A 25,928-nucleotide genomic window follows, 5' to 3' on the forward strand; every position below is an offset into this window, starting at 1 on the left:
ATGTGCTCTTTGCCTTATAGACGCAGATCGGACGCGTCTAGTGGAAGTACATATTTCAAGTCGTACAGTACATGATCGGCTTTACCCAAGGCACGCAAACGTGCTGCGCCCATTTCCACGAACTGTTTATGGGCCACAGCGATGATCACGCCATCATACTGTCCATCATCCAGCTTGCTTACTACGTCAACACCGTATTCACGGTGAGCTTCGTCGGCTTCCACCCAAGGATCATATACATCAACGTTCACATCGTACTGAGCCAGTTCGCGAACAATATCCACCACACGTGTATTACGCAGGTCTGGACAATTTTCTTTAAATGTCAGCCCCAACAGCAATACGCGCGAACCTTGCACTTGGATACGTTTTTTGGTCATTGCTTTGACCAACTGGGATGCCACATACGCACCCATGGAGTCATTCAAACGTCTACCAGCCAAAATCACTTCGGGGTGATAGCCGATAGATTGCGCTTTGTGCGTGAGATAGTAAGGATCCACACCGATACAGTGTCCACCCACCAGACCAGGTCTGAAAGGCAAGAAGTTCCATTTAGTACCCGCCGCCTCCAATACTGCTTGCGTATCAATACCCAGCTTGTTGAAAATCAGCGCCAATTCGTTGATCAACGCGATGTTGACGTCACGCTGCGTATTTTCAATCACTTTGGCGGCTTCAGCCACGCGAATAGACGCTGCTTTATGCGTACCAGCAGTAATAATTTCGCTGTACAAGCTATCCACCAGATCAGCCACTTCAGGTGTGGAACCGGACGTTACTTTGCGGATGCTAGGCAAACGGTGAACTTTGTCACCGGGGTTAATACGTTCTGGGCTGTAGCCCGCGTAAAAATCCTCGTTGAAACGCAGGCCGGAAACCTGTTCCAGCACAGGCACACACACCTCTTCGGTAGCGCCTGGATACACCGTGGACTCATACACCACGATATCGCCTTTTTTCAGCACTTTCCCAATGGTTTCGCTGGCGCGTACCAAGGGGGTTAAATCCGGCTGTTTGTAATCATCAATAGGGGTAGGCACCGTCACAATGAACACATTGGCCTCAGACAATTGAGCTGTCTCATGAGTGAAGCGCAAATGAGAGGCTTGTTTCAGCTCCTCGGGTTCTACCTCTAGAGTGTGGTCTTGGCCGGCACTCAATTCAGAGATACGTGTAGTGTTGATATCAAAACCGATAACTGGACGTTTTTTGCCAAACTCAACAGCCAGTGGCAACCCCACGTAACCCAGTCCGATCACAGCGAGTTTAATGTCCTTCACTTGCAAAATGCTCTCCCCTGAGGATCAATAATCAATACACATTTGTCATTCTACTGCTGTCGTTCGCGACGCGCGCGTCTAACCGATGGCAGCAATAACCAAGCCGGTCTACGCCAATGTACCAGTCGAGCATACAGCCAGACATAACTACAGGCAAAGGCCAGAATACTAAGCGCTAACACCCACGTGTTGTCCCACCAAATGGTGGCAGGAATCAACCCCACCAATGCAATACCCCACAAATACGGTGAAGCCATGGCATTAGACATAGGTGGCACATGACGACGCCCAGAGGCCACTACGCTCACTCGCACCATTCTGCGGAAAATCAGCTGGTGCAAGTGCAACGCATCAGGCCTGTCCACAGGCACACCACGTTTAAACTTTCGACGCCAAATCGTGAATAAGGTTTCAAATACGGGATAAAACAATACGGCCAGCGCATAGAAAGGCGATACGGTGGGGTTGCGAATCACCAGTTGTACAGCCAGCTCGGCCAACATAAAGCCTAAGAAATACGCACCGCCATCCCCAAGGAACACACGTCCAAAAGGAAAGTTCCACGCCAAAAAGCCTAACGTAGCTGAGGCTAGTGCGGCAGCAATCAGGAAAATGGGATAGTCGCCCACTTGCCAAGCGACTAGCGATAAAGAAATGGCCATCAGGATGGCGATCATGCCAGCCAGACCATTAATACCGTCAATAATATTGAGAGCGTGCGTACAGCCGCCCACCGCAATCATGGTAAATAGCAGGGAAATAGGCCAGAAGTCTAGGATCCAGTCTACCCAGAACACGCCCACACGAGATACGCCGCCTAACAGCCACCATGCAATGGCAGCCGAGGCAAAAGCAGCTAGCAGCCGCTTCATGGAACCCACATCTTTGGTGATATCTTCTACCAAACCCGCTACAAACACCGGCATGGCAGCCACAAACAATACAGGCCACAACCAGCCCAAGGTCATGTGAGCAGGCCCCAGCACGAGCAGCCCAGCTAACGTGCCTGCCAAAATGGCCAGCCCACCTACCCGCGGCGTAGGACGCAAATGCGTTGCCTGCGGTTTGCTCATGTCGCTATCGCCAGTCAGTTTTCCATGCCAGCGTTCGGACATCACAATTAGCCCACCCACTAGGAATGCTACGGCGCAAATCGATAGCATTGTTAGCGGATCCCATACTTGCAGCGAGCTCACTTCTATTTCCCTCGGGAATCTATGCTAGGGACGTCATCATACCGCGCTTTACTATGCACAAGCAGTGCTGTCCTGAACATTCTTTGCATTTAATGCCCCGCCACATTCCCCCAACAAACGCCGCAACCAGCGATGGCTGGGAGAGTGCTGATGGCGCTCATGCCAAAGCTGGTAAAAACGCATAGGGGGAAACTCTACCGGGGCCTCTAAAATGGTTAACGGCAGTAAACGTGCATAATACTCCGCAAAGTGGCGGGAGGTGGTGAAAACCAGATCAGTATTCTGTAACAAATAGGGAGCAACTGAAAAAGATTGCACCATCACGCTTTCCTCTCGGCGCACGCGTAAGGTGGCCAAGGTCGCATCGATCACACCTCGCTGATTAATGGCATACGGCAAAGGCACTACATGCCTGGCTTTAACGTAGTCATCTAAACTTAACCCCGCCTTTCTGCGCGCCAACGGATGGCTATTTGCCATCAAGCACACGATTTCGTCCTCTAACAGCATGGATAAGTGCATGCGATCGGGCGGCTCTGGCCAGTTGCCAATCACGATATCCAACTCACCTTCAGCCAGTGCACGCTCGAAATCAGATTGCGCATCCAAGGTATGCAGACTCAATCTGGCTTCGGGGGCTTCTCGGCGCAAGCATTCCACAACCCTACTAACAAACACGGGTGCCAAATAATCGGGAGAGCCTATATGAAATTCATTTTTGCTGGTTTTAGGATCGAAGTTCTCCGAGACATTCACCATGCATTCGATTTCAGACAACGCCCCTTTAGCGTGCGCCAAGAGCGACAATGCCCGCTCTGTGGGGACCATCCCCCCTTTTTCGCGTACTAAGAGTGGGTCGCCAATAATGTCGCGCAGCCGTTTCAATGCCGCACTCACTGCGGGTTGTGACTGATTCAATTTAAATGCTGTACGCGATACGCTGCGCTCAGAAATCAACAAACAAAACACGCGTAACAAATAGGTATCCAGCGGATTATCATCGCGCTTGGTAGCCATTACTGCCTCCTCCTACATATATGACTATCAGCCAGACCACACTACGATCAGTCAAGATAATCGGTGACGTATATATGTTATACGTTTTATTCTATTTCAAACGAAAGCAAAATACTTAAACTGTTATGACGCTATACAATAAAGTCTTATACAGGGATCTACCGCCATGACTGCATACGCCCACCCTGAGCATGCTATCACTCAGTTATCGCACCAATCACAGGCTGAATTCATTGCCAGCTTGGATGGTATTTTCGAGCACTCTCCATGGGTAGCTGAACGCACTTGGGAGAAACGTCCGTTCGCTGATGTAGATGCCTTGCATCAAGCCATGTGCGATGTGATGCTCAACGCCCCCAAGTCAGAACAACTCGCATTGATCTTGGCTCACCCGGAGTTAGCGGGTAAAGAAGCCGAGGCAGGCACCCTCACCAAAGAATCCACTGGCGAACAACGTGGCGCCGGTTTAGACCAATGCACCGCGGAAGAGTTAGTACGCCTACGCAGTCTGAATGCACGATACAAAGAAAAATTTGCGTTCCCCTTCATCGTTGCGGTGAAAGGCATGTCACGTCACCAAATCATGGATTCCGTGGAAGAGCGTCTGCAAAATAACGAAGAACAAGAGTTTCTGCGCTGCTTGACCGAAATCGGCAAAATTGCCGGCTTCAGACTACACGCTCGCTTTGGCGAAGAATAACTTCTGCGCGCGCCACTATCCTGCCTTGCCAAAACGCACTGGGCCTGTCACTGTATGTTGCAGGCCCTCGCTTTTGCCCCCTGCTTAGCTTCACTCTAGGATCACATCATGACCCTTACTTTACGCTTAGAAAAACTGGATCGTGACACGTTTGCCCCTTTTGGCGACGTGATTGAGGCCTCTGATAAAGCCCAACACTTTTCCATTAACGAAGGCAACACCGAACGCTATCACGACTTGGCCAATATTGAGCCCGGCCCTGACGGCAAAGCCATTGTGTCTATCTTCCGTGGCCAGCCTCGTACCCTGCCGTTTACCGTGACCATGATGGAACGCCACCCCAAAGGCAGCCAAGCCTTCATCCCGTTGTCAGGCTTACCTTATCTAGTCGTCGTGGCTGAAGCTGGCCCTACACCTGAAGTCAAAGACCTGCGCTTATTCCTCGCCCAAGGCAATCAAGGCGTGAACTACGCTACTGGCGTATGGCATCACCCGTTGCTGGGCTTAGATGAGGTGGTAGACTTCCTGGTGATTGACCGTAAAGGCCCCGGCGATAACTGTGATGTGATCACGTTGGCTGAGCCTGCACTGATCGCTGCGCCCTAAGAAAGTTAAGCCGTTACGATACAAAGGCGTGTGCATAGCACACGCTTTTCGTCGTTGAGTCTTCAGCAGCAAACCGTTATCCTGCGTACTTGTGACCTTGATAGGAGTCATCATGCCTGCCATTACGATACGCGTGCCTGCTGAGCTAGACACCCAGACCAAACACGAGCTGGCACAGGCTTACACAGCCGCTGCCTGCCGTGTCTTTGATTGCCCACCCAAGGCAGTGTATGTGCGTATTGAAGAGGTGGCGCGCCACAATTGGCTATCTTCCGCCCCTTCAACAACGCAGTCAGAGCAGCCTTAGCGCATAGGCGGTACTTCGCCTTCCCAATAGCCTGGCTGGTTGTACACCACACGCAAATAGTCGATAAATGCACGCACTTTGGCGGGTAAATAACGCTGCTGCTGGTACACCGCTTGTATGTCATAGCTAGGCAAAGAGTAGTCATCCAACACAGTCACTAACTCACCACGCTTAAGCTCGGCTTGAATTTCCCACGTTGAACGCCAGCCAATACCCCAGCCTTGTTTGACCCAGCCGTAGAGCAGCTCACCATCGTTGCAGTCCAAATCGCCATCTACGCGCACCGCAAATGGCCTACCATCGCGCATAAAGGACCAACCGCGCTGCTGTCCACCCTGCAAGTTAAACGCCAAGCAGTTATGTCGTGCTAAGTCTTCTGGCACTCTAGGCACACCATAACGCTCAAAATACTCGGGCGTACCGCACACTACGCGACGATTCGGGAACAAACGCACCGCCACATAGTTGGGATCCGTCACCTCACCAATACGCAAGGCCATGTCGTAACCTTCGCGCACCAAATCCACCACGCTATCCGTGAAGTTGAAAGATAACTTCAGCTCTGGGTAACGCTTGCGGAAGTTAATGACGTGTGGCGCCACATGCTGACGACCAAATGCTGCTGGTGCAGACACCACCAAGTGTCCTCGCACCACTGTACGCTGTGCGCTGATGCTGGCTTCTGCCGCATCAAAATCTTTAAGCAGTTGACGACTTTGCTCTAGAAACTGCTCCCCCAAATCGGTAAGCGTCAATCCACGCGTAGAGCGGTGCATCAAGCGCACGCCCAAACGTTTTTCTAGAGCATCCAGCCTACGCCCCATCACCACGGGCGTCACGCCTTCAATGATGGACGCGGCGGCAAAGCTCCCTTTCTCTGCCACCAAAACAAAACTTCGAATTTCCGTATATCGACTCATTCAATACTCCTAGTATCGGCAGAAGCAATATTATCACCTCTTTTAAGCGATGACAGCCATACCTATCATAACTAAAACTATCGTTTACACATAGAACCAACAAAAGGAGATCACTATGGCCAGAATGCGTGCCGTTGACGCCGCCGCCGCCGTTCTGCGTGCAGAAGGCATCAGTACAGTCTTTGGCGTACCAGGCGCCGCCATCAATCCGTTTTATTCTGCAATGAAGAAAAACGGTGGCTTCGAGCACATTCTGGCTCGACACGTAGAAGGCGCTTCTCACATGGCTGAGGGCTACACACGTGCTGCTCCTGGAAATATTGGTGTATGTATTGGTACGTCTGGCCCAGCCGGTACCGACATGATTACAGGTCTGTACTCTGCTTCCGCAGACTCCATTCCTATGCTGTGCATTACAGGCCAAGCGCCACGTGCACGGTTGTACAAAGAAGACTTCCAAGCTGTAGATATCGAGTCTATCGCTAAGCCTGTGACCAAATGGGCTGTGACGGTACGTGAGCCAGCGCTGGTACCTTTTGTGTTCCAACAAGCCTTCCACATCATGCGCTCTGGTCGCCCCGGCCCTGTGCTGATCGACCTGCCTATTGATGTGCAGATGGCTGAGATCGAATTCGATATAGACACCTACCAGCCATTAGAGGTGTACAAACCAGCCGCTACACGTGCTCAAGCCGAAAAAGCGCTGGAAATGCTGAACAGTTCTGAGCGTCCATTGATCGTAGCAGGTGGCGGTATCATCAACGCTAACGCCAGCGACAAACTGCAAGAGTTTGCCGAGCTGACCGGTATTCCTGTGGTACCTACATTAATGGGCTGGGGCACTATTGCTGATGACCACCCGTTGATGGCTGGTATGGCTGGTTTGCAAACCTCACACCGCTACGGTAACGCTACTGTACTGGCCTCTGACTTTGTGATTGGTATTGGTAACCGTTGGGCTAACCGTCACACTGGCTCGGTAGAGGAATACACCAAAGGCCGTCGATTCATTCACATTGATATTGAACCCACTCAGATTGGCCGCGTATTTGGCCCTGACTTCGGTATTGTGTCTGACGCAGGCGCCGCGCTGGAACAACTGTTAGCCGTTGCTAAAGAAATGAAAGCAGCCGGCAAACTCAAAGACCGCTCCGCATGGGCTGCTGAGTGCCAAGAGCGCAAAGCCACCATGCAGCGCAAGACACACTTTGATGTGGTACCAATGAAACCGCAGCGTGTGTACGAAGAAATGAACCATGCTTTCGGCCGTGACACGCGTTACGTCACTACTATTGGTTTGTCGCAAATTGCTGCTGCACAGTTCTTGCATGTGTACGAGCCACGCCACTGGATCAACTGCGGTCAAGCTGGCCCATTGGGTTGGACTATCCCTGCTGCTCTGGGTACAGTTGCTGCATTGCCAGGTAAAGAAGTAGTGGCTATTTCGGGTGACTACGACTTCCAATTCATGATCGAAGAATTGGCCGTGGGCGCGCAATTCGGCCTACCCTATATTCACGTGCTGGTGAATAACGCCTACCTGGGTCTGATCCGCCAAGCACAGCGCGGCTTCGAGATGGACTACTGCGTACAGTTGGCCTTCGATAACATTAACGCCCCCGAAACTGAAGGTTACGGCGTGGATCACGTTGCTGTAGCAGAAGGCTTGGGCGTGAAAGCCATCCGCGTACGCAAACCAGAAGACATTCAACCAGCTTTTGCTCAAGCCCGCGCTTGGATGAAAGAATTCAAAGTGCCTGTGGTCATTGAACTGATTCTGGAACGTGTCACCAATATCGCTATGGGCACCGAGCTGCATAACGTCAACGAATTTGAAGCCTTGGCTGAATCTTCTGCTGACGCGCCTACCGCTATTCTGCCCATTCAATAAATACGTTTTACATCGGAGACCCTCATGCCAAAATTTGCTGCCAACCTGACCATGCTTTTCAACGAAGTGGACTTTCTAGACCGCTTTCAAGCAGCTGCTCAGGCAGGCTTCAACGCCGTGGAATATCTGTTCCCCTACGATTTTGATAAGCAACAGCTGGCAGACTTGTTGAAACAACATGGCTTGACGCAAGTTCTGCATAACCTGCCCGCAGGAAACTGGGCGGCAGGAGAGCGAGGCATTGCCTGCTTGCCGGATCGCGTAAACGAGTTCAAAGAGGGCGTAGCACGTGCCATTGAGTACGCCACTGCGCTGAACTGCAAACAAGTGAACTGCTTGGCTGGCTTAGTACCTGCTGGTTTGGACAAAGCCGTCGCCCACAAAACCTTTGTGGAAAACTTGCGCTACGCCGCCGCAGAACTGAAAGCCGCCAACATTCGTTTGCTGATCGAGCCTATCAACAGCTTTGATATGCCTGGCTTCTTCCTGAACTACACCGCTCAAGCCGCGGCCATTCTGGACGAAGTAGGTTCTGACAACTTATTCATTCAGTACGACATCTACCACGCACAACGCATGGAAGGCGAACTGGCGAACACCATCAAAGCCCATCAGTCCCGCATTGCCCACATCCAGTTGGCAGACAACCCTGGCCGTAATGAGCCAGGCACAGGCGAGATCAACTACCCCTGGTTGTTCCGCTATCTGGATCAAATTGGCTATGACGGCTGGGTAGGTTGCGAATATAAACCAGCAGGTGTTACCACCGATGGTTTGGGCTGGATCAAAGCTCTGACGAACTAATAGCACGTACTACAAGAATTTTTAAGGAGAATACTATGGCCAAGATTGGTTTTATTGGTTTGGGCATCATGGGCACACCCATGGCTATCAACCTACTCAAAGGTGGACACGAGCTGTATACCTACACTCGTGGTACTACCCCTGACAGCATTCCTGAAGCTGGTGCTACCGTATGCGCAAACGCTACCGAAGTCGCACAGAAAGCAGACATCATCATCACCATGGTGCCAGACACACCACACGTTGAAGACGTACTGTTTGGTGAAAACGGTGTTGCCGCAGGTTTGAGCGCCGGCAAAATCGTGGTGGATATGAGTTCCATCTCCCCCGTAGCAACTAAAGAGTTTGCTAAACGCATTACTGAATTGGGCGCTGAGTACCTAGACGCTCCGGTATCTGGCGGTGAAGTAGGTGCTAAAGCTGCATCCTTGACCATCATGGTGGGCGGTAAGCAAGCTACTTTTGACCAAGTAAAACCACTGTTTGAGCTGATGGGTAAAAACATCACTCTGGTAGGAGGTTATGGCGACGGCCAAATCACTAAAGTTGCTAACCAGATCATCGTTGCGCTGAACATTGAAGCAGTAGGCGAAGCCTTGTTGTTGGCAGCCAAAGCTGGCGCTAACCCAGCCAAAGTTCGTGAAGCGTTGATGGGTGGTTTCGCAAACTCTCGCGTACTGGAAGTACACGGTGAGCGCATGGTGAAACGCACTTTTGATCCAGGTTTCCGCATTGAACTGCACCAGAAAGACCTGAATTTGGCACTGACTACAGCACGTCAATTGGGCGTGGCATTGCCAAATACTGCGTCTGCACAAGAGCTGTTCAACACATGTTCTGCTCACGGTGGTGGCGCATGGGATCACTCTGCTATCGTGCGCGCGCTGGAGATCATGGCAAACTACGAAATCGGCCAATAATCCTCTTTCGCTGCATTGAGGAAGGTGGGTGTCATACCCACCTTTTTCATCCGCGCCCAACTGGGATTACGGTCTTTTCTACTTGTCATATACCTAGCACTAACAAAGGAACAAGCCCCATGACCACCACACCACGCGAACTTCTACAGAACATGTTTACCGCTGCAGTTCGTGCTGCATTGCCTGAAGCCTGCATTCCCCCCTTTCTCCCTGCCGCCCCCAAAGGCCGCACTATTGTGATTGGTGCGGGTAAAGCATCGGCAGAAATGGCGAGAGCACTGGAAAAGCATTGGCCCGGTAAGCTAGAAGGCGTTGTGGTCACACGTTATGGCTATGCTGTTCCATGTGAACATATTCGTATTCTGGAAGCTGCTCACCCGGTTCCCGACGAGGCAGGGTTACAGGCCGCTAAAACGTTGCTGGAAACCGTGAGCAACCTGACTGAAGACGATCTGGTGATTTGTTTGATCTCGGGTGGTGGTTCATCGTTACTACCTTTGCCCGGCCCCGGTATTTCGCTGGAAGACAAACAACACATCAACCGTGAGTTGCTGCGCTCTGGTGCCAACATCACCGAAATGAACTGCGTGCGCCGTCACCTCTCCCTCATTAAAGGGGGCCGTTTGGCTGCTGCATGCTACCCCGCCAAAGTCGTGAATCTGCTGATTTCAGATGTACCAGGCGATAACCCAATTGATATCGCCTCTGGCCCTACCGTGCCAGACCCCACCACCTGCGCAGAAGCATTAGAAATCGTACGTCGCTACGGTATCAAACTGCCTGAGGGCGCGCGCCGCTTTTTAGAGTCTGGCGAGGGTGAAAGCATCAAAGTAGACGATCCCCGACTTGCACATGTCACTACGCACTTGATCGCCACACCACAATTAGCGCTACAAGCCGCGGCCAAAGTCGCTCAAGACGCTGGTGTAACTCCAGTATTACTGGGCGACAGCATTGAAGGCGAAGCCCGTGATGTGGGCAAAGTCATGGCTGGCATTGCGCTCAGCGTACGTGCCCACAACCAACCTGTAGCCGCTCCTTGCGTGTTGCTGTCTGGCGGTGAAACCACCGTCACGATCAAGGGTACAGGTCGAGGCGGCCGTAATGTGGAGTTCTTACTTTCTACCGCCATCGCATTGAATGGTGCCGAAGAGGTCTACGGCCTTGCCGGCGATACCGATGGCGTTGATGGACAAGAGGAAATTGCAGGCGCAGTCTGCACCCCTGATACACTAGCACGAGCTTGGAAACTAGGAATACGTCCACGCGATAGTTTGGACAACAACGATGGGCACGGTTTTTTTGAAGCGCTTGGCGATTCTGTGATTACCGGCCCTACCCTGACTAACGTCAACGATTTCCGAGCCATACTAATTCTTTAACTTTTGCTAAGAGAGTATCTGTCCATGAAAACCGTTCAACAACTGACACTGGATGACCTGAAACGTATTGCTCAGGCCGCTGAACAAAAAGCTCAAGAAAACCAGTGGAAAGTCAGTATCGCTATTTGTGATGCTGGTGGTCACCTACTTTGGCTGCAACGCCTTGATGGCGCTCCAGTTATGAGTGCCACCATTGCACCCGATAAAGCCCGCGCCAGTGCTCTGAGTGGCAAACCCACCAAAGCATTGGAAGATATGGTCAACGGCGGTCGTGTTGCTGCTTTGGCTATGCCTATCAAACCTCTAGAAGGTGCCGAGCCCATCATTGTTGATGGCAATGTTATCGGTGCGGTAGGTGTATCCGGCGTAGCAGCGGCTGACGATGCCCGCATCGCTCTTGCAGGCGTAAACGCCCTGTAATTTTCATCAAAGGATCCATCATGAGACGTCAACGACGTGCACGCATTCTCGCTACACTAGGGCCAGCCAGTTCTACACCGGAAAAAATCCGTGAGCTGTTTGAAGCTGGTGCGGATGTTTTCCGCTTAAATTTCAGCCACGGTACCCATGAGGATCACGCAGCCCGACTGCGTATCATCCGTGAACTAGAAATGAACAGCGGTCGCACTATTGGCGTCCTGATGGATCTACAAGGCCCCAAACTCCGTGTTGGTGCCATGGCAGGCGGCAAAGTCATGCTAGAGAAGGGCCAAAAATTCCGCCTCGATCTAGATACTAGCGAGGGCGATAGCACTCGCGCTTGCCTGCCTCACCCCGAAATTTTTGCTGCACTGGAAAACGGCACCGACTTGTTGCTGGACGATGGCAAACTGCGCTTACGCGTAGATAGCTTCGGCCCTAACTTCGCAGAAACCACCGTCATGGTGGGTGGCGCATTGTCGGATCGCAAAGGCGTGAACGTTCCCGGTGTGGTACTACCTATCTCCCCACTGACCGAAAAAGACCTTAAAGATTTGGAATTCGGTTTGTCGTTGGGTGTAGATTGGGTGGCGCTGTCTTTTGTACAACGCCCTAGCGACATCGAAGAAGCACGCAAACTGATTGGTAACCGTGCTTGGATTATGTCCAAACTGGAAAAACCAGCAGCACTAGATCATTTGGATGAAATCATCCGCCTAAGCGATGGCGTGATGGTTGCCCGTGGTGACTTGGGCGTTGAAGTACCTCCACAATCCGTACCGGTACTGCAACGTAGAATCGTGAAAAAAGCCCGTGCGCATGGCCGTCCTGTGGTGGTCGCAACGCAGATGCTGGAATCCATGATCACATCACCTGTACCTACACGAGCTGAAGCCTCTGACGTGGCAACCGCGATTTACTCTGGCGCTGATGCCGTGATGCTGTCTGCTGAATCCGCTTCCGGTCAATTCCCACAAGCTGCTGTACAAATTATGGATAGCATTATTCAGGAAGTGGAGCACGACCCCGAATGGCGTAAAGGTTTGGATGACAACCACAGCAATCCAGACGAAAACACACCCGATGCTATCTGCTGTGCATTACGCCGTGTCACGGATATCTTGTCACCAGCGACGACTATTGCTTACACCACCAGCGGTTTCAGTGCCCTGCGTGCGAGCCGTGAACGTCCACATGCAGCCATCATGGCCTTGACGCCTAGCCTGCACACTGCACGTCGCTTAGCATTAGCGTGGGGTGTACACCCTGTACCCTTTGAACACGTATCTGACGTCACGCAAATGGTGCACCACGCCACACGCATTGCACAGCGTTACGAGTTCGCCAGAGTCGGTGATACCGTTGTGATTATTGCTGGCCTGCCCTTCGGGCATAGCGGCAGTACCAACTTGCTGCACGTTGCAACGATTACTGAGTAATGCGCTGCAATGTCATCACAAATGGGGCTGAGTCACATCAGCCCCCATTTTTTGCACAAAAAAAAGCCCGAGATCTGTAGATCTCGGGCAAATCCACCAAAGGAGGAGGGTGGAGGAGACAACCGGGGCATGTAGGGCTACTAAGGATTTACCTGAGCCTAGAACGTTAGGGTTATTACTCTTGCGTTCTGTTCTACATCCATTTGTTATTAGTGTATACCCTAGTTTTGTGCATTGCAAGAAGAACGCACATTTCCCACCACTTTGTAGTAAAAATGCGGCACCGCAACATTTACCTAAATATAGTACGCCGTGCCCGTCATTACCTTAGACATACAACGCATGGCAAAACGTACAGGCCCAGGCAATGCTACGGCCCCATTGGCCTCGGCACTCATTCTATGCCCTGCTTCGTCTTTGAGCATCTGCTCCAAAATAGGACGACTGCGGTTATCTTCGGCAGGTAGCTGTTGTAAGTGGCTATCCAAATGCTGCTCTACTTGACGCTCAGTTTCAGCCATAAAACCCAAGTTGTACGGCGCTCCTGCTTTGCTGGCAATTACCCCCAAGCCAAACGATGCAACATACCAAAAAGGGTTAAAGATACTAGGTCTATTGTTCAGCTCTTTTAAACGCTCGTCACACCACACTAAGTGATCTACTTCCTCTACTGCCGCCTCGCGCAACAACTGACGCAAAGACTCTTGCTCACTTAATAAAGCCTGCCCTCTATACAAAGCCTGAGCACACACTTCACCCACATGATTGACGCGCATCAACCCTGCGACGTGACGTGTTTGCTGTGCATCCAAGGCGCCATCCGTGTCGGTTTTCTTACCCGCTGGATTAGGACGTGATGCTTGAGCTGATCGGCTTAGTACCGACAAAGCAGCATTCAATTCACCCATCATGTTGTCTAAGAAGGTGTTTTGACGAATTAAAGGCTTATGGGCTGGACGTGCAGAGTGGTGCGCCACCAACGCCTGCTCTGTATTAACAAGCTTTTCTGTCATATTTATATATCCTCAAACGCATTACGCGAATAGCACCAATCTTAACACTGCCCTGCTACGCTGCTTTGCATAACCCATACACCCGTCATCTATTTACCTACGCCGTTCGCACCCATATACGTGCCTGACGGACAGCGTCTGAAACGGTACAATAACCAGCCAGCAGGCAGGCAATACTGCCAGAAGACTTTCGGAGATTTCACACATGGAATGCACAATCAACTGGGGTGGCCCAGAAGGTATGCTTTTTGTTGCTACTACTGGTAGCGGTCACGTTACTGCCATGGATGGCGCTCCTGAAGGTGGTGGTCACAATTTGGCCCCCAGACCTATGGAAATGCTGTTGGCAGGTACAGGTGGCTGTGCAGCCTATGATGTAGTGCTCATCCTGAAACGAGGTCGCCACGATATTCAAGGCTGCCAAGTCAAACTGGCAGCCGAACGTGCTGCCACCGATCCTAAAGTGTTCGAACGTATCCACTTCACCTTTATTGTGAGTGGCAAAGGCCTGACTGAAGCAGCTGTAGAGCGTGCTGTTAAGCTATCTCACGAGAAGTACTGCTCAGCATCGGCGATGTTGGCTAAAACAGCCGAGATCACCCACTCCTTTGAGATTCGCGAAGTCTAATCGCTATGGCCACTAATCAATACGAACAACTGATGCGTCATGTGTATGAGCATGGCACCGAGAAAGCCGACCGCACAGGCACTGGCACACGCTCGGTATTTGGCCATCAAATGCGCTTTGACCTGCAACAAGGCTTCCCGATGGTCACCACCAAGAAACTGCACACCCGCAGTATCTTCATTGAACTGCTGTGGTTCTTGCGTGGCGACTCTAACATTGCTTGGCTTAAAGAAAACAACGTCAGCATTTGGGACGAATGGGCAGACGCCGATGGTAATCTGGGCCCTGTGTACGGTGTGCAGTGGCGCTCTTGGCCCACCCCAGACGGCGGACATATTGACCAGATCAGCCAAGTGGTAGACCAAATTCGCAACAACCCCGATTCCCGTCGTCTGATTGTATCGGCATGGAACGTGGCAGAAATCTCTAACATGGCGCTGCCTCCGTGCCATGCATTCTTCCAGTTCTACGTGGCTGATGGCAAACTCTCTTGCCAGTTGTACCAACGCAGTGCCGATATTTTCTTGGGTGTACCGTTCAACATTGCTAGTTACGCTTTGCTGACACACATGGTGGCTCAACAATGTGACCTAGACGTAGGTGATTTCATCTGGACAGGCGGTGACTGCCACTTGTACAGCAACCACTACGAGCAAGTAGAACTACAACTGTCACGCGAGCCTCGCGCCTACCCAAAACTGAATATCAAACGCAAACCAGCGTCGATTTTTGACTATCAATTGGATGATTTCGAAATCGTTGATTACGATCCACATCCACACATTAAGGCACCGGTAGCCGTATGAGTTCTGTACGCCCCCACATCCGCATGGTGGTTGCCTATGCGCGTAACCGCAGCATAGGTATGGACAATCAGTTGCCATGGCGACTGCCTGCCGATTTGGCACACTTTAAAAAGCTCACGCTAGGCCTGCCTATTATCATGGGTAGAAAAACCTGGGAAAGCTTGGGCCGCCCGCTTCCTGGCCGTCCTAACCTGGTGATTAGCCGTAATGCTACCTACATGGCTGATGGCGCCAGTGTGCACAGCAGTCTAGATGCAGCCTTGGCTGCCTGCCAAGACACTGAAGACTGCTGCATTATTGGTGGCGAACAGATTTTCACCCAAGGTCTGGACGTTGCCGACGACATCTATGCCACCGAAGTACAAGCCGAGGTAGCGGGTGACACTTTCTTTCCCGAACTAGACCCAGCTGTGTGGCAAGAGGTTTCACGTAGCCCGCAGCCAGAAGAAAACGGCTACCGCTACGACTTCGTGCATTACACCCGCAAGCGTTAACAAACTCGCTGCGCCCTACTTTTTTGCGAACGCCTACGTTAGCTGCTGCACACCAGGGATATGTTGCATACAAAAAACCCCTACGCTGCGATAACGCAACGTAGGGGTTTTTATTGGTAGCGTGACTAACCGCTGACTACACCGTTAGCACCACCGGCATCCTATATTGAGCCGTCTACCAGCTCAACACAGCCGTACTACTTAGTTATCGTCTTTCACTGCATCGTACTCATCCGCATTTAGCAGACTCTGCACATCTGCCATGTTTTGCGGACGCAGTTTAAAGATCCAGCTTTGGTATGGCTCGGTATTCAACAGCTCAGGCTGATCAGACAGCGCTGTGTTGAATTCCACCACTTCACCCGCTACAGGCGCATAAATATCCGATGCGGCTTTAACCGACTCCACCACACCCGCTGTATCACCAGCCGACAAAGTTTTACCCGTAGCAAAATCACCCACAAACACCAAATCACCCAGCTGCTCTTGGGCGTGATCGGTAATACCTACCTGCAATAGGCCGTTGTCTTCCAATACCCATTCGTGGGTAGGCGCATACTTGCGATCTCCAGGCAGATTCATGCTGTTCCCTTTTCTCTATAGTAGTATTTATGCGGCATACTTTAGGTCACGCAGTTGGCTGTAGTGCTCGCCCACACGCCACGCCTGATGCCCAAGCCCACTGAAAATTATAGCCGCCTAACCAACCCGTGACATCCACGGCTTCACCAATAAAATACAACCCCGGCACAGAACGTACCTGCAGACTGCGCTGATCCAGCATGGCGGTGTCTACACCACCGCGCATCACTTCTGCTTTTTTGTAGCCAGCCGTACCTGAAGGCAGTAGCTCCCAGCGATGTATAGAAGCGGCTAATTGCCTTAATACCTTATCGGGCACATCAGCCACACGTTGCTGCAACAACCCCTCAGGCAACTGTGGGTGTGCTGGCAACCAATGCTCTACCAATCGCTTGGGCCAATGCTGGCTCAATAAATTACCTACTTGCTGCTTACCGCCTGACTTGGCTTCCAACAACAGCGCTTCCATATTTGTATCAGGTGCCAAATCAATGGCTAAGGCTTCGCCTGGTTCCCAGTAGCTGGAGATTTGCAAAATACCAGGGCCTGATAAGCCTCTGTGAGTAAATAGCAAATCTTCATCAAACTTCATTCTAGGCTTAGCTACAGCAGGCACACTCAGGCGCACAGGCGACGACATGCCGCTCAGCGTCACAAAGGGCTGCCACTCACCACCATCGAACTGCAACGGCACCAACGCTGGTCTAGGTTCTATTACTTTCAGATCAAATTGGCGGGCCAATTTTAAAGCGAAGTCAGTAGCCCCCAACTGTGGAATCGCCATACCACCCGTTGCAATCACCACTTGCTTAGCCGCAATTGTGCCGTGACTAGAACGTATAGCAAACCCATTTTCCTGTTGATCTATGGCATCTACTGTACACGGCATGCGCCAAGACACCAGCCCTTTCTCGCACTCTTGGCGCAGCATCTGGATAATGTCTTCCGCTGAGTCGTCGCAGAAAAGCTGGCCCTTATGCTTTTCGTGCCAGGCAATTCCGTACTCTTTGAGCAACCGCAGAAAGTCTTGGGGAGTATAGGCGGATAGCGCCGACCTACAGAAATGCGGATTCTTAGAAATATAGTTGGCTGGTGTAGTGCCCACGTTGGTGAAGTTACAGCGTCCACCTCCCGAGATACGGATTTTTTCACCCAGCTTGGTGGCGTGGTCAATTAAGACCACACGCAACCCACGCTGACCAGCCACACTGGCCGCCATCATGCCGGCAGCACCGGCACCGATGACGGCTACATCATAAACAAGAGCAGCCATTAATACTCGCGAATGCAATCCACGTAATAACGGGAATTGCCGTTCTCGTCAGTATCTTGAGCCAACCCATGTACATACGTTTCAAAGCCAGGGAACTGGGCATTGAATTCACGTGCGAACTTCAGGTAGTCCACAATCATGCGGTTGAAACGCTCGCCAGGGATCAACAGAGGAATACCGGGTGGGTACGGTGTCAACAATACACCGGTCACACGACCTTCCAACTCGTCAATACCTACACGCTCTACTTCACGGTGGGCCATTTTGGCGTAGGCATCTGATGGCTTCATGGCAGGAACCATGTCACTCAAGTACACCTCAGTAGTCAAACGTGCCAGGTCGTACTTGCGGTACACCTCGTGAATGTGCTGACACAAATCACGTAGACCAAAACGCTCGTAGCGTGGATGCTCTTTGCAGAAGTCGGGCAGAATACGCCACAACGGTTGGTTTCGATCGTAGTCGTCTTTGAACTGCTGCAAAGCGGTCAACAACGTGTTCCAACGGCCTTTGGTAATGCCGATAGTGAACAAGATGAAGAAGGAGTACAAGCCGGTTTTTTCCACTACCACGCCGTGCTCAGCCAAGTATTTGGATACCAATGCCGCAGGAATACCCGTATCAGCAAACGTACCGGAAATATCCAGGCCTGGAGTCACAACAGTAGCTTTGATTGGATCCAGCATATTGAAGCCATCAGCCAAATCACCAAAACCGTGCCATTCGTCATCAGACGCCAGCAACCAGTCTTCGCGTGTACCAATGTCTTCGCTCACCAGATGGTCAGGACCCCATACTTTGAACCACCACTCATCATCACCGTACTCGGCATCCACTTTACGCATGGCGCGGCGGAAGTCCAGAGCTTCTTTGATGCTTTCCTCTACCAGAGCAGTACCGCCGGGAGGTTCCATCATGGCAGCAGCCACATCGCACGAAGCAATAATGGCGTACTGTGGCGATGTGGATGTGTGCATCAGATACGCTTCGTTAAACACGTTGCGATCCAATGGACGGTCTTCCGCATCTTGTACCGTAATTTGCGACGCTTGCGACAAACCAGCCAACAGCTTGTGGGTGGAGTGCGTAGCGTAAATCATAGTGTCTTTGCTACGTGGACGGCCCGGGCCAATTGCGTGCATATCACGATAGAACTCGTGAAACGCCGCGTGCGGCAACCATGCTTCGTCAAAGTGCAAAGTATCCAGCGTAGAACCCAAGGTCTCTTTGATCATCTCTACGTTGTAGATCACGCCGTCATACGTACTTTGTGTCAGAGTCAAAATACGTGGGCGTTTGTCAGCAACGAGGCTTGCAAAAGGGTTAGCTTCGATTTTGCGCTGAATGTTCTCTGGGTGGAACTCTTCCAGAGGAATAGGACCAATAATCCCTAAGTGGTTACGCGTTGGGCGCAAGAACACAGGGATAGCACCCGTCATGGTGATCGCGTGCAAAATGGATTTGTGACAGTTACGGTCTACCACCACGATGTCATTGTTGGCCACGTTCGCGTGCCACACAATTTTGTTAGAAGTAGAAGTACCGTTGGTCACAAAAAAGCAGTGATCCGCATGGAAAATACGGGCGGCATTACGCTCGGCTTCGGCCACAGGCCCCGTGTGATCCAACAACTGGCCCAATTCGTCTACCGCATTACACACGTCGGCACGCAGCATGTTTTCACCAAAGAACTGGTGGAACATTTGACCTACAGGGCTTTTCAAGAACGCCACACCGCCAGAGTGACCGGGGCAATGCCAGGAGTACGAACCATCAGAGGCGTACTTCACCAGTTCACGGAAAAACGGTGGTGCTAAGCTATCCAGATACGCACGAGCTTCACGGATAATGTGGCGCGCTACGAATTCTGGCGTATCTTCGAACATGTGGATGAAACCATGCAGCTCGCGCAAGATATCGTTAGGGATATGCTGCGAAGTACGTGTTTCACCGTACAAATAAATAGGGATATCTTCATTGCGAAAACGCAATTCGCCAATGAATTCCCGCAAATTCTGAATGACTGCTGCGACGTCTTCCCGCGAGTCCACACTGAACTCTTCGTCATCAATGGAGAGAATAAATGCGCTAGCACGACTCTGCTGCTGCGCAAAAGAACTAAGGTCACCATAACTGGTGACCCCTAACACTTCCACCCCTTCGGCCTCTATGGCATCGGCTAATGCTCGAATGCCCAGGCCGGAGGCGTTTTCGGAACGATAATCTTCGTCAATAATGACGATAGGAAAACGAAATTTCATGCCACAGCTCCTAAGTGCGAGGCAGGGTTACACCACGCTGACCTTGGTATTTACCACCACGGTCTTTGTACGACACTTCACAAACTTGATCGCCACCTACGAAGAGCATCTGTGCACAACCCTCACCTGCGTAAATTTTGGCAGGCAACGGTGTGGTGTTAGAAAACTCTAAAGTGACGTGACCTTCCCACTCGGGTTCCAGTGGTGTGACGTTAACGATGATACCGCAACGTGCATACGTGCTTTTGCCCAAGCAGATGGTCAATACATCACGGGGAATACGGAAATACTCCACGGTACGAGCTAATGCAAAAGAGTTCGGCGGAATAATGCATACATCACCCACAAAATCCACAAACGAACCCTCGTCAAAGTTTTTAGGGTCCACGATGGTGGAGTTAATGTTGGTGAAAATCTTGAACTCGTTGGCACAACGCACGTCGTAACCATAACTACTAGTACCGTAGCTTACAATTTTCTCGCCATTTATCGCACGCACTTGGCCTGCTTCAAACGGCTCAATCATGCCATGTTGTTCAGCTTGTTCACGAATCCAACGATCACTTTTAATACTCATATTTCCCTCTATGATGTAAGGCGCTATTTTATGCTGTTACAGCACAAATGCAGCATCACAACATGAATAACCTTTAATCCGTGGAAGAGAACCAACGGTACACCAACGCCAAGCCGTTCACCGTACCCACATTCAGTTCTGCTGTCAGTCTGCGTGTGAGCTGGTAACTGGCTCTACCTACCGTTCCGGTGTCGGACAGTGCCTGCTGCAAACTCAAGGTAATGTTAGACCCTATCTGTTTACTGATCTGCAAGAACTGGCGCTCCATATCGGTGGTACCACTATCAATGCCACCAATGGTGCTCTCTACCGGCAAAATACTACCCGCACTGCCTAGCTCACCGGACTTCATGGTGACTTCATCAACACCGAACTTACGGTAGAACGGCTCACCCGTATCGTCACCGCCAATAAATGAAGCCCCTACCGAGAACAACAGCGCCAAATCGCTGCCGTTATCATCGGTACCATGACCGAACAACAACCACGACAGCTTCTCTACGTTATCTACATCTGGGTACGATACCAAATCAATACGTGGTTTACGTGCAGTACCCACCACTTTAACACCCGCCTGCACAGCCAAACCTGTACGTAAGGCTTCTATATCCAAAATAGGATTAGTGATGTCGCCTTGGAAGGTGATAGAACCTCGGCGCAACTGCAAGCGCTGACCGTATTGTTCGATTGCACCACCACGCGTACGCAGCGCACCAAAACCATTCAGCTGGCCATCGAACATACTGACTCGCAGTTGCCCTACCAAACCTGAGTTCACCCCATAGCCGGTCAGGTAGAAACGTGGCCCCAAATCGACTTCCACGTTCATACTGAGATCTGTCGTACTTGGCGGAGGCTGATCTTCTATAGTTTGCCCCGCTCGCAGCACCACGATATCGCCATCAATAGTAGGAATGCCGCCCAGCATATCTAGGTTAAACCAACCCGCATCTACCACGACCTTCCCGGTAAGCGCGATTTGCGGCATCACCAAATTGGCCTCGATATTACCACTCACCATCGCATATCGGTCCGCACGCTGCAAGATAGGGTAGCGGAACAGCTCTGTCAGGAATTTACCCGTAGAGTTTTCCAGATCCCACTCACCAGAGACCTTCAAAAAGCCGCCCTTCGCTTCTGGATTTTCACTAATCCAAGTTGCTGTACGCCACTCTTTAGGCTCTACACGCAGTACCGCTGGGAAATACAACTGATCCAGAATAAAACGCTGGTCATCAATACGTGCATCTAAACTACCATCCAGCAGACGAATACCATCGTCCAGACGTGTTACGCGCAGTTCTCGGCCTTGGATTTGACCTTGGCTGGAGAAATACCCAGATGGACGCATTTCCATGTCCAACTTCGCATTTAAGCGGCCACGCAATTCCATGGCATCGCCCAGAATTAAGTTCGTCCACCCCAAGTCTGCCACATTAGCTTCTACCGATGCTTTGACCAAATCGGAGTCACGCAAGTGAAAACCTTGTTCTGGTGTGAAGCGCAATAACGCATTCACATCCCCTAGCACTTCACCCATCTTGCTAGTTTTAATTGCTAACTTAGCCTGCACACGACTATCGCTACCGGTAGGTACCAAATTCACTTGCAAGCCTAATTCTGTCAGCCCCAATGGGAAGGAGGGCTCGGCAGGGATCATAATGTCGCCCGCCAAGTGGCGCACAGAAATTTGACCACCCAATGCACCTTGGAAACGGATGTTCCAATCAGCCTCCATGCGCAAATCATCTAGCCTATTGGTTTGGCTGCTGGCGCGCATGTCTTTCACGCCACCACGCTGCTCTGACTCTTTATCCAAGCCTAATTTTGTCTGCAACACTTTCAACCGTGCTGGAGAAATAGAAAACGGCTCTAAACCACCAGCGGTTTGCCAGTTCTCACCATCTACGGCGGACAACTGGTGCACCAGCGTCACCCACGGTTGATCATTCAGGAAACTTTGTATGCGCGTGGCCTCAGCCTTGAATTGCAACGGCTGTTCGCCCTCGGGTAGCTGCAAGAACAATGGCCATTTGCTCAGCGTTTGTATACCAAACCCCGAGTGATTTACTTTCAAACGCTCTACTGCAGCACGCCACTGTATGGGTTGATCTGCAACGTAGTTCAAGTTGCCATCCAGCGCCACATCTACGTCTACAGGCCCTTGCCCTAGCTCTTGTCCGGAAGCATCGCCACCTAAGTCGTACTTAGCTTTCAATGCCAAACTGTGTTGAACAATGCCGCCTTTAATCTGACCTTGAACGGTGGCCGCCCCCACACTACTTAAACTAGCCAATATTTGCTCTGCCGCAGGCAAAGCCACATCCAGAGTCAAGACATCTGTAGTCTTACCAAAACCACCTGCCAAGGTGACGGTATTACGACCCAAACTCAGTTGTATATCGCTATTCACCAGTTGGTAGCCAGCCCATTCAGGCATGCCGCTAGGTGCAGTACTCGCTTGTGCCTCTACTGCCACCTTGCCACGCAACGGTTGACCATTCCAACGCGATCCCTCATGCACTGCTAAATTTAACTTGGCATTATCCAACTGCATTTCTGGCTGGAAACGCACATCGTAATCGGCATCTAAGCTCAACAAAGCTGGTAACGATGCATCTGCCAATAAGGCGGCCACGTCTAGATTTTTACTGTGCACCGTGCCTTGTATGCGATCTGTACCATTGTCATCAGACCAATCCAACTTAGCCTGCAACTCGGTCTCACTGCCTATTTGCAAACTGACTAGCGCTTGGCGTAATGGCATGGCTGCTTCAGGCAGCAAATCGGCAGCAGCCTCAAGGCTTACGCCTTGTCCTTTACCATCCACATTCACGTTCAGACCTTGCAACGAGCCCTCTAGCCCTGCTTGCAACTCAAACTCACACGCCACCGCGTCAGCAGACTCTGTTGTAGGCGTTTTACCAGCCAAGCCCGGCAAGTATTGCTGAGCACAAATCACGGCATCGTGCTGTTCGGTGCTTGCTTTCACACTCAAAGCGGCCTGTACAGGCCAAGGCGCTGCCAGTTTTTCGCTACGTGCCTGCAACTGAATAGCAGCATGAATCTGCTCGTAAATCACATCCAGACTACGCACCGACACGCTGGCCTGCCCACCCTCTAAACTGGCAGCCGCTGTCAAACCACCCACAGTAATGGGCAGCTCTATACCATCTTGTTTGAAATCCAAGGTGCCTAACGCCAACTGATCTACCTGAATATTCACAGGCAAGCTGGGCATTTCAAATGGCGCATCTGATGGCGGTTCAGGCTCTGCGTCGGGTAGCGTTTCTAACGCCACCGCCAAATCACCTACCGATAATTCACGCACATGTACTTTGCGTTGTAGCAAAGCAGGCCATAACACCTGCAGCTTGGCATCCCGTGCAGCAACTTTAGTGCCCGGGATATTGATGTCCAAACTGTCTATTTGCACACCATCCCACAGCGAACCACGCACCCCACGTACTTCACCATCAACAAAAGACACCGCTGTACGTAACAGCCATTGCGTTCCTGGTTGTGATGCCACGGCCCAATACAGGAACCCGCAAATCATCAACAGCAACATCACTACGATGGGGCCTACCCAAAAAACCAAACGCCACCAGAAGGATTTTTTGCTTCGCTTGCTCAAAACGCGATCCCCAGCGCAAAGTGTAGACGTAGTTTGTGGTCACGCTGGCCATACGCCAGGTCCACATAAATAGGGCCTGCTGGTGTACGAACCGCAGCACCCAAACCGTAACCCAAGTAGGCTTTCATAGCACCAAAGGACTCTGCCGCATCACCCACATCCACAAACGCGGTCATACCAAACATACTGGTGAAGTAGTGCGTATATTCAACACTGGCCAATGCTAACGCCGGTGCCCCCACTGTGGCATCACCCTGCTTCAGACCAATACTTTGATAGCTATAACCACGAATGCTACGTGCGCCCCCGGTACGGAAACCAAAATCAGGCGGCACGTACTCGGTATCTTTCCAGACCTTGCCTACCTCTCCTCGTATGGTTAGCACGTCATTATTGCCAACAGGCCACCATTGCTGAGCTCGCAAGCTTGAGCGATAAAAGGGCTTCTTATTCTTTAAACTCACACCAGTAGCGAGATTCAAGTCTAGCAAGTTACCGGATGTGGGGTCATACAGACTATCCACATCACGACGCAACCACTGCCATGTGCCTATGACCGAAGGCGTTTTAAAACGGCCCACACCGTCAATACGGTTTTCATCCCACGAACCGATCAGGCTCCACTGCACTTTGTAGTCCACACCTGCTCGGCTTTTATGCTCATGGCTCAGCTTCCAACCACCCGCCAAGCGTGTAGTTTCCAGACCTTGAATGTCTTCGTGTTGAACCAGAACCCCTAGGCTATTCTGATAACCGCCAATGGTAGGAGGCAGGTAAACGTCAGTAAAGAAACGCTGACGATCTTTATCCACCCCAATCCCGGTTTCTGTCCACACGGGCAAACCAAACACTACGTTCTGTCGGTATAGCCCTTCCGCACGTACACCGTGATCACTGTCTGCACCTAATGAGCCCGTGAAACGGCGCGCTGGCGCTTCGGTCACTCGAATACTCACTGGGATTTCCACTTCACCATCGGCACGTACCCGCTGGTTAGGCGAGGTATCGTCCATGGTGACAAAAGCCCCCATAAAGAAACTGGTGTTTTGTAGTGCTTGCTGCCACTCGTCAAGCTTATCTTGATCGTAAGGATCGCCTGGGGTGTACCGCACATAACGTTGAATTAGACTTTCAGGCACACGCTTCAAACCCGAGGTATAGAGTTGCCCCATACGTACTCTAGGCCCACTGCGTATAGCCAACTCTAGATCGGCCTTACCCTCTTCGGCATGTACCACTGCACGTGTTTGTTCATAACGTGCGAAATAGAAATCTTTGCTTTTCACGCCCAGCAACAAATCTTGCTTTGCGCTAGACCATTTATTGTTGAGGAATACATCCCCTACTTTCAGCGGCAAGTCGGCACGCAAACCCTCTACCCGCACCGCAAATTCAGGCTGGTTAATTTGTCCGCTGAGTTTGATATCTACCTTGTCCACTAGGGTACGCACACCCGGTTGGATCAAGATATCCCATGTCTCTTGCTCGCCGATTTCACCAATCTCCACCGTCACAATGGAATCGTAATAGCCTTGCGTTTGCAAAGCAGAGACCGTGGCGTCATGCGCCCTGCGGCGCAGACGTGAAATCTCAGATAGATCCTGGTCTTCTGCTAGGCGGGTAATGGCCTCCACGGCACCATGGATAACGCGTAATGCTTCGGGGCCTACGCCACCAGGATCAATCACTACCTCAGGCACCATTGCGGCGCTTACGCTCTGACTACATGCCAGAGCGAGCATCCATCCCGCCGTGCGTACACCCATAAAAAC

23 protein-coding genes are annotated in these 25,928 nt (G+C 51.3%); 12 read left to right on the forward strand and 11 right to left on the reverse strand.

Going from position 1 to position 25,928, the window contains the following annotated elements:
• Nucleotides 1-14: 14 nt before the first annotated feature.
• The 3 genes from tviB to AC3QL0_RS13885 form a co-directional block, all read right to left on the reverse strand.
• Nucleotides 15-1,289 carry a Vi polysaccharide biosynthesis UDP-N-acetylglucosamine C-6 dehydrogenase TviB gene (gene tviB, locus AC3QL0_RS13875; RefSeq protein ID WP_493009004.1) on the reverse strand — a complete coding sequence of 425 codons (1,275 nt, stop codon included), beginning with the start codon at nucleotides 1,287-1,289 and terminating at the stop codon, nucleotides 15-17.
• 44 nt (nucleotides 1,290-1,333) lie between these two features.
• Complete coding sequence (locus tag AC3QL0_RS13880) at nucleotides 1,334-2,446, reverse strand: MraY family glycosyltransferase (protein WP_493011000.1); 1,113 nt, start codon at nucleotides 2,444-2,446, stop codon at nucleotides 1,334-1,336.
• A gap of 84 nt (nucleotides 2,447-2,530) precedes the next feature.
• Nucleotides 2,531-3,496 (reverse strand): LysR family transcriptional regulator, encoded by a 966-nt coding sequence (locus AC3QL0_RS13885; protein ID WP_493009005.1) that lies wholly within the window; start codon nucleotides 3,494-3,496, stop codon nucleotides 2,531-2,533.
• Between the two features lie 166 nt (nucleotides 3,497-3,662).
• Here AC3QL0_RS13885 and uraD point away from each other — a divergent pair, with 166 nt between their 5' ends.
• The 3 genes from uraD (at nucleotide 3,663) to AC3QL0_RS13900 (ending at nucleotide 5,109) form a co-directional block, all read left to right on the forward strand.
• Nucleotides 3,663-4,196 carry a 2-oxo-4-hydroxy-4-carboxy-5-ureidoimidazoline decarboxylase gene (gene uraD / locus AC3QL0_RS13890; protein ID WP_135862426.1) on the forward strand — a complete coding sequence of 178 codons (534 nt, stop codon included), beginning with the start codon at nucleotides 3,663-3,665 and terminating at the stop codon, nucleotides 4,194-4,196.
• Nucleotides 4,197-4,304: 108 nt separating this feature from the next.
• Entirely contained in the window at nucleotides 4,305-4,802 is a 498-nt protein-coding gene (locus AC3QL0_RS13895) for an ureidoglycolate lyase (RefSeq protein ID WP_493009006.1), read from the forward strand.
• A gap of 112 nt (nucleotides 4,803-4,914) precedes the next feature.
• Complete coding sequence (locus tag AC3QL0_RS13900) at nucleotides 4,915-5,109, forward strand: tautomerase family protein (protein ID WP_493009007.1); 195 nt, start codon at nucleotides 4,915-4,917, stop codon at nucleotides 5,107-5,109.
• On the opposite strand, the gene AC3QL0_RS13905 is transcribed toward AC3QL0_RS13900, so the two are convergent.
• Complete coding sequence (locus AC3QL0_RS13905; RefSeq protein WP_493009008.1) at nucleotides 5,106-6,029, reverse strand: LysR family transcriptional regulator; 924 nt, start codon at nucleotides 6,027-6,029, stop codon at nucleotides 5,106-5,108. The two genes, AC3QL0_RS13900 and AC3QL0_RS13905, sit on opposite strands and share 4 nt — an antisense overlap.
• A gap of 115 nt (nucleotides 6,030-6,144) precedes the next feature.
• Between AC3QL0_RS13905 and gcl the strand changes: the two genes are divergently transcribed.
• The 6 genes from gcl to pyk all read left to right on the forward strand — a co-directional run bounded on the left by gcl (nucleotide 6,145) and on the right by pyk (nucleotide 12,885).
• Nucleotides 6,145-7,920, forward strand: a complete 1,776-nt coding sequence (gene gcl / locus AC3QL0_RS13910) for a glyoxylate carboligase (RefSeq protein ID WP_493009009.1) — start codon at nucleotides 6,145-6,147, stop codon at nucleotides 7,918-7,920.
• A gap of 24 nt (nucleotides 7,921-7,944) precedes the next feature.
• A complete protein-coding gene (gene hyi, locus AC3QL0_RS13915) occupies nucleotides 7,945-8,724 on the forward strand; it encodes a hydroxypyruvate isomerase (protein WP_493009010.1) in 780 nt (259 codons plus the stop codon).
• Between the two features lie 35 nt (nucleotides 8,725-8,759).
• Complete coding sequence (glxR, locus tag AC3QL0_RS13920) at nucleotides 8,760-9,644, forward strand: 2-hydroxy-3-oxopropionate reductase (RefSeq protein WP_493009011.1); 885 nt, start codon at nucleotides 8,760-8,762, stop codon at nucleotides 9,642-9,644.
• Between the two features lie 119 nt (nucleotides 9,645-9,763).
• Nucleotides 9,764-11,026, forward strand: coding sequence for a glycerate kinase type-2 family protein (locus AC3QL0_RS13925; protein WP_493009012.1), 1,263 nt, complete (start codon nucleotides 9,764-9,766; stop codon nucleotides 11,024-11,026).
• 24 nt (nucleotides 11,027-11,050) lie between these two features.
• Nucleotides 11,051-11,446: a GlcG/HbpS family heme-binding protein gene (locus tag AC3QL0_RS13930; RefSeq protein WP_135865005.1), complete on the forward strand. Its 396-nt coding sequence runs from the start codon at nucleotides 11,051-11,053 to the stop codon at nucleotides 11,444-11,446.
• Between the two features lie 20 nt (nucleotides 11,447-11,466).
• Nucleotides 11,467-12,885 (forward strand): pyruvate kinase, encoded by a 1,419-nt coding sequence (gene pyk / locus AC3QL0_RS13935; protein ID WP_493009013.1) that lies wholly within the window; start codon nucleotides 11,467-11,469, stop codon nucleotides 12,883-12,885.
• A 296-nt stretch (nucleotides 12,886-13,181) separates the two neighbouring features.
• Here pyk and coq7 read toward each other — a convergent pair whose 3' ends face one another.
• A complete protein-coding gene (coq7, locus tag AC3QL0_RS13940; protein ID WP_493011001.1) occupies nucleotides 13,182-13,796 on the reverse strand; it encodes a 2-polyprenyl-3-methyl-6-methoxy-1,4-benzoquinone monooxygenase in 615 nt (204 codons plus the stop codon).
• Between the two features lie 307 nt (nucleotides 13,797-14,103).
• On the opposite strand from coq7, the gene AC3QL0_RS13945 reads away from it, so the two are divergent.
• The 3 genes from AC3QL0_RS13945 to AC3QL0_RS13955 are packed head-to-tail and all read left to right on the forward strand — an operon-like array spanning nucleotide 14,104 to nucleotide 15,826.
• Nucleotides 14,104-14,526, forward strand: coding sequence for an OsmC family protein (locus AC3QL0_RS13945; protein WP_493009014.1), 423 nt, complete (start codon nucleotides 14,104-14,106; stop codon nucleotides 14,524-14,526).
• Between the two features lie 5 nt (nucleotides 14,527-14,531).
• Entirely contained in the window at nucleotides 14,532-15,332 is an 801-nt protein-coding gene (locus AC3QL0_RS13950) for a thymidylate synthase (RefSeq protein WP_493009015.1), read from the forward strand.
• Nucleotides 15,329-15,826, forward strand: a complete 498-nt coding sequence (locus AC3QL0_RS13955; RefSeq protein ID WP_493009016.1) for a dihydrofolate reductase — start codon at nucleotides 15,329-15,331, stop codon at nucleotides 15,824-15,826. Before AC3QL0_RS13950 ends, AC3QL0_RS13955 begins: the two co-directional genes overlap by 4 nt.
• Nucleotides 15,827-16,027: 201 nt before the next feature.
• Here the strand turns inward: AC3QL0_RS13955 and gcvH are convergent, their stop codons facing one another.
• The 6 genes from gcvH to AC3QL0_RS13985 form a co-directional block, all read right to left on the reverse strand.
• Complete coding sequence (gene gcvH, locus AC3QL0_RS13960; protein WP_493009017.1) at nucleotides 16,028-16,408, reverse strand: glycine cleavage system protein GcvH; 381 nt, start codon at nucleotides 16,406-16,408, stop codon at nucleotides 16,028-16,030.
• Between the two features lie 46 nt (nucleotides 16,409-16,454).
• Nucleotides 16,455-17,681: a BaiN/RdsA family NAD(P)/FAD-dependent oxidoreductase gene (locus tag AC3QL0_RS13965; protein ID WP_493009018.1), complete on the reverse strand. Its 1,227-nt coding sequence runs from the start codon at nucleotides 17,679-17,681 to the stop codon at nucleotides 16,455-16,457.
• Nucleotides 17,681-19,942, reverse strand: coding sequence for an Orn/Lys/Arg family decarboxylase (locus AC3QL0_RS13970; RefSeq protein ID WP_493009019.1), 2,262 nt, complete (start codon nucleotides 19,940-19,942; stop codon nucleotides 17,681-17,683). Before AC3QL0_RS13970 ends, AC3QL0_RS13965 begins: the two co-directional genes overlap by 1 nt.
• Before the next feature lie 10 nt (nucleotides 19,943-19,952).
• Entirely contained in the window at nucleotides 19,953-20,519 is a 567-nt protein-coding gene (dcd, locus tag AC3QL0_RS13975) for a dCTP deaminase (RefSeq protein WP_493009020.1), read from the reverse strand.
• 73 nt (nucleotides 20,520-20,592) lie between these two features.
• Nucleotides 20,593-24,156: a translocation/assembly module TamB domain-containing protein gene (locus tag AC3QL0_RS13980; RefSeq protein WP_493009021.1), complete on the reverse strand. Its 3,564-nt coding sequence runs from the start codon at nucleotides 24,154-24,156 to the stop codon at nucleotides 20,593-20,595.
• The gene (locus AC3QL0_RS13985; protein ID WP_493009022.1) at nucleotides 24,153-25,922 is read right to left on the reverse strand and encodes an autotransporter assembly complex protein TamA; all 1,770 of its coding nucleotides are present in this window, start codon (nucleotides 25,920-25,922) and stop codon (nucleotides 24,153-24,155) included. Before AC3QL0_RS13985 ends, AC3QL0_RS13980 begins: the two co-directional genes overlap by 4 nt.
• Between the last annotated feature and the right edge of the window lie 6 nt (nucleotides 25,923-25,928).

Source organism: Paenalcaligenes sp. GW821-LYS-B07-1 (assembly GCF_058803365.1).

Coding starts and splice junctions, on each gene's coding strand:
- dcd (WP_493009020.1), bottom strand. CDS start 20,519: ATGAGTATTAAAAGTGATCGTTGGATTCGTGAACAAGCTGAACAACAT.
- AC3QL0_RS13945 (WP_493009014.1), top strand. CDS start 14,104: ATGGAATGCACAATCAACTGGGGTGGCCCAGAAGGTATGCTTTTTGTT.
- AC3QL0_RS13950 (WP_493009015.1), top strand. CDS start 14,532: ATGGCCACTAATCAATACGAACAACTGATGCGTCATGTGTATGAGCAT.
- gcvH (WP_493009017.1), bottom strand. CDS start 16,408: ATGAATCTGCCTGGAGATCGCAAGTATGCGCCTACCCACGAATGGGTA.
- AC3QL0_RS13955 (WP_493009016.1), top strand. CDS start 15,329: ATGAGTTCTGTACGCCCCCACATCCGCATGGTGGTTGCCTATGCGCGT.
- coq7 (WP_493011001.1), bottom strand. CDS start 13,796: ATGATGGGTGAATTGAATGCTGCTTTGTCGGTACTAAGCCGATCAGCT.
- AC3QL0_RS13925 (WP_493009012.1), top strand. CDS start 9,764: ATGACCACCACACCACGCGAACTTCTACAGAACATGTTTACCGCTGCA.
- uraD (WP_135862426.1), top strand. CDS start 3,663: ATGACTGCATACGCCCACCCTGAGCATGCTATCACTCAGTTATCGCAC.
- glxR (WP_493009011.1), top strand. CDS start 8,760: ATGGCCAAGATTGGTTTTATTGGTTTGGGCATCATGGGCACACCCATG.
- AC3QL0_RS13965 (WP_493009018.1), bottom strand. CDS start 17,681: ATGGCTGCTCTTGTTTATGATGTAGCCGTCATCGGTGCCGGTGCTGCC.
- AC3QL0_RS13885 (WP_493009005.1), bottom strand. CDS start 3,496: ATGGCTACCAAGCGCGATGATAATCCGCTGGATACCTATTTGTTACGC.
- AC3QL0_RS13895 (WP_493009006.1), top strand. CDS start 4,305: ATGACCCTTACTTTACGCTTAGAAAAACTGGATCGTGACACGTTTGCC.
- AC3QL0_RS13905 (WP_493009008.1), bottom strand. CDS start 6,029: ATGAGTCGATATACGGAAATTCGAAGTTTTGTTTTGGTGGCAGAGAAA.
- pyk (WP_493009013.1), top strand. CDS start 11,467: ATGAGACGTCAACGACGTGCACGCATTCTCGCTACACTAGGGCCAGCC.
- AC3QL0_RS13985 (WP_493009022.1), bottom strand. CDS start 25,922: ATGGGTGTACGCACGGCGGGATGGATGCTCGCTCTGGCATGTAGTCAG.
- hyi (WP_493009010.1), top strand. CDS start 7,945: ATGCCAAAATTTGCTGCCAACCTGACCATGCTTTTCAACGAAGTGGAC.
- AC3QL0_RS13900 (WP_493009007.1), top strand. CDS start 4,915: ATGCCTGCCATTACGATACGCGTGCCTGCTGAGCTAGACACCCAGACC.
- AC3QL0_RS13970 (WP_493009019.1), bottom strand. CDS start 19,942: ATGAAATTTCGTTTTCCTATCGTCATTATTGACGAAGATTATCGTTCC.
- AC3QL0_RS13880 (WP_493011000.1), bottom strand. CDS start 2,446: ATGCTATCGATTTGCGCCGTAGCATTCCTAGTGGGTGGGCTAATTGTG.
- AC3QL0_RS13930 (WP_135865005.1), top strand. CDS start 11,051: ATGAAAACCGTTCAACAACTGACACTGGATGACCTGAAACGTATTGCT.
- gcl (WP_493009009.1), top strand. CDS start 6,145: ATGGCCAGAATGCGTGCCGTTGACGCCGCCGCCGCCGTTCTGCGTGCA.